At 71.3% G+C, this 2,714-nt stretch carries 2 protein-coding genes and 1 pseudogene; all 3 read right to left on the reverse strand.

The genetic code is table 11. The features are described from left to right. Positions 1 to 90 precede the first annotated feature (90 nt). A pseudogene (locus tag ABZ281_RS45235) lies at positions 91 to 324 on the reverse strand (hypothetical protein); the annotation flags it as partial. A gap of 299 nt (positions 325 to 623) precedes the next feature. After that, complete coding sequence (locus ABZ281_RS45240; protein ID WP_356664185.1) at positions 624 to 1,100, reverse strand: hemerythrin domain-containing protein; 477 nt, start codon at positions 1,098 to 1,100, stop codon at positions 624 to 626. A 47-nt stretch (positions 1,101 to 1,147) separates the two neighbouring features. Further along, entirely contained in the window at positions 1,148 to 2,431 is a 1,284-nt protein-coding gene (locus ABZ281_RS45245; protein ID WP_356664187.1) for an MFS transporter, read from the reverse strand. Between the last annotated feature and the right edge of the window lie 283 nt (positions 2,432 to 2,714).

The raw sequence follows: 2,714 nt of genomic DNA on the forward strand, positions 1-2,714 counted from the left end.
GGACCAGGTCACCCACCCAGGGCGTGCGCCCCCCGGTCATCGGCGCGCCTTCGCGAGCAGCTCCGCCCACTCCCGCTTGCCCCAGGGCAGTTGGGCCTCCCAGGTGATGATGCCGTCCTTGACGTATACCTTCCACGAGCACGAGCCGGTGCAGTTCACGCCGTGGGTGGAGCGTACGACCTTGTCGTGCGACCAGCGGTCCCGGTAGAACTCGTCCGCCTGCCGGCCGCCCTTTCGGTGCAGGGTGCGCAGGTCGTCGGAGACCTCCGCCCGGGTGAAGAACCTGCGGCTGCGCACCAGCGCTTCCGCCAGATCGCTGTCCATGCTCGCCCGCGTCTGTTCCCGGCTGGTCTCCGTGCTCACCGTGCCACTCCGCCCCGGGCGCCACGGCCCGTTCGAATTGTGATCGGTTCCGGCCGCAGACGACTCTACGACCGCAGTCCCCCGGAGGGTCAACAGCCACACCACGAACAACCCGGCGCCTGACAAAGATCGTCTGCACGCAGGGGCGGTTACACCGGCTCCGCGCAGCCATGCCCGCGTCCGGAAAGGCCCGTACCCCCGCTCGTGGGGAGCGAGGGTATGGGACACGTACGGGAGCCCTGCCGGACGGACGGGCCCCTTTAGGCGGATGGCCGGGACAAGGTGCTGCCCGCCTTGGCGCGCGTGGCCTCGACCGCTTCCCATTCCTCGGTGCTGAGGTTGGCGAGTGCGGCTGGGAAGACGCCGTCTTGTTCCTTCAGGATGTGGTCGCGCAGCAGGGCCATCGCCTCCATCAGGCGGTCCGGCCAGGTCGGGTCCGAGGGGGTCGCGCCGTCGGCGGCATCGGCCAGCACCGCCTCGATGCGGCGGTGCTCGGCTTCCAGGGCCGCGATCTGGTCGGGGAAGTCCCCGGCCAGGGCGGGGAACAGGCCGTGCTCCTCGACCTGGGTGTGAGGGCCGAGCACCCTCGCGATCTCCCGGGCGACCTCCGCCATCCGGATCACACCGCCCTCTTGGTGGGCGGGGCGGAGGTGACTGATCAGGCGGACGACCACGTCATGCTCCTGGGTCAATTCGTCGATGGTCTCCAGGGCCTGGCAGCCGCAGTACTCGCACACCGGTCTTCTCCCTGTCCTTCGTTCCCGTGGGTTGCGTCCGCGCGCCCTTAGGCGGTGGTGCCTGCGGTTCGGTGCTCGCGTCGGCGGCCGGTGCGCTGCTTGCGCTCGGCGCCTTCGACTGCAGCTCGGACCCCTGTGAGGGTGAAGGCCAGCGCCGCGGCGGCCACGATCGCCAGCAGGGCGAGACCAGCCGCGTAGGTCCCGTACTCACCGTACAGCGAGCCCATCACCAGCGGCGGCAGGAAGCCGCCCAATCCGCCCGCGGCGCCGGTCACGCCGGTGACTGAACCGACCTGGTTGGCCGGGGTCCGCAGGGCCACCAGGGCGAAGGTCGCTCCGCTGCCCGCGCCGAGCGCGGCGGCCATGGCCAGAATCGCGATGGTGCCCACCGGCGCCAGGGCCAGGGTGAACGACTGCACGACCGCTCCGACCACGACCACGCTCAGGGAGCCGGCCAGCACCCGGACCGGGCCGACGCGGTCGGACAGCCAGCCGCCGATCGGGCGCATCGCCACCGCGAGGAGCACGAACCCGGCCATGCGGTTCGCGGCGTCGGCCTGGGTGAGGCCGTAGCCGGTCTTGAGGTAGGTGGGCAGGTAGACGGAGAAGGCGACGTAGCCGCCGAACGCGACCGCGTACAGCGCAGACGCCTGCCAGGTGATGGGCAGCCGGGCGGTGGCGGCCAGTCGGCGGGCCAGCGGCGCGGTCGGCGCGGTGCGGCCGGGTGCGTCACGCAGCAGCAGCGCGGCGGCCACGGCGTACACGGCCAGCACGGCGGCGGTGATCAAGAACGGTGTCGCCACGCTGCTCGCGTCGACCAGCTTCACGGTGGTCAGGGCGCTGATGGCGGTGCCGCCCATGCCGGCGCCGAAGACACCGATGGCAAGGCCGCGCCGCTCGGGCGGGAACCAGGCGTTGACGAGCGGCACGCCGACGGCGAACGCGGTGCCACCGATACCGAGGAAGAATCCGCCGATGAGCAGGGCGGCGAGGGAGGAGTGTCCGGCCAGGCCGAGGTAGAGCACCGGCACGATGGTGGCCGCCGACACAATCGGGAACATGACCCGTCCGCCGAACCGGTCGGTGAGCGCGCCGACCGGGATGCGGCCCAGGGAGCCGACGACGACCGGCACCGCCACCAGCAGCGACTGTTCGAACGATGACAGGTCGAGGCCGTCCTTGAACCGCGGGCCCAGCGGGCTGAGCAGTGCCCATGCCCAGAAGTTCACGGCGAAACCGACCGTGGCCAGGGCAAGCATCTGCCACGCCCGGCCGGACACCGGTGCGCCCGACGGTGAGCTGTCGCTCTTCGACTTCAACGGCTGGACCATGTTGTCCGTCCTTTTCCTCTTCATGGTGGTAGTGCGCCACCGGGATCGCACGAGCACCGCATGCCCCTTGCCTGCAGACCGGCGTCCTGTCATCACTGTCCGCATCAGGGCTCACCGGCGGCATGGGCCATGAGTCCCTGGCGACGGACAGAGGGTCCCTGGGTTCGGACCCGCTCGTCCCGCCGCACACCCCGTGCAGCGCGTCGCCCGCGCGGCACCCGCGGAACAGCGGTTGCAATCGACCGCCCTCGTGCGGCGAGGGGGTAGGGCCGGTTGGCCCGAC

This window comes from Streptomyces sp. NPDC006265 (assembly GCF_040613555.1).
In the GTDB taxonomy this organism is placed as follows: domain Bacteria; phylum Actinomycetota; class Actinomycetes; order Streptomycetales; family Streptomycetaceae; genus Streptomyces.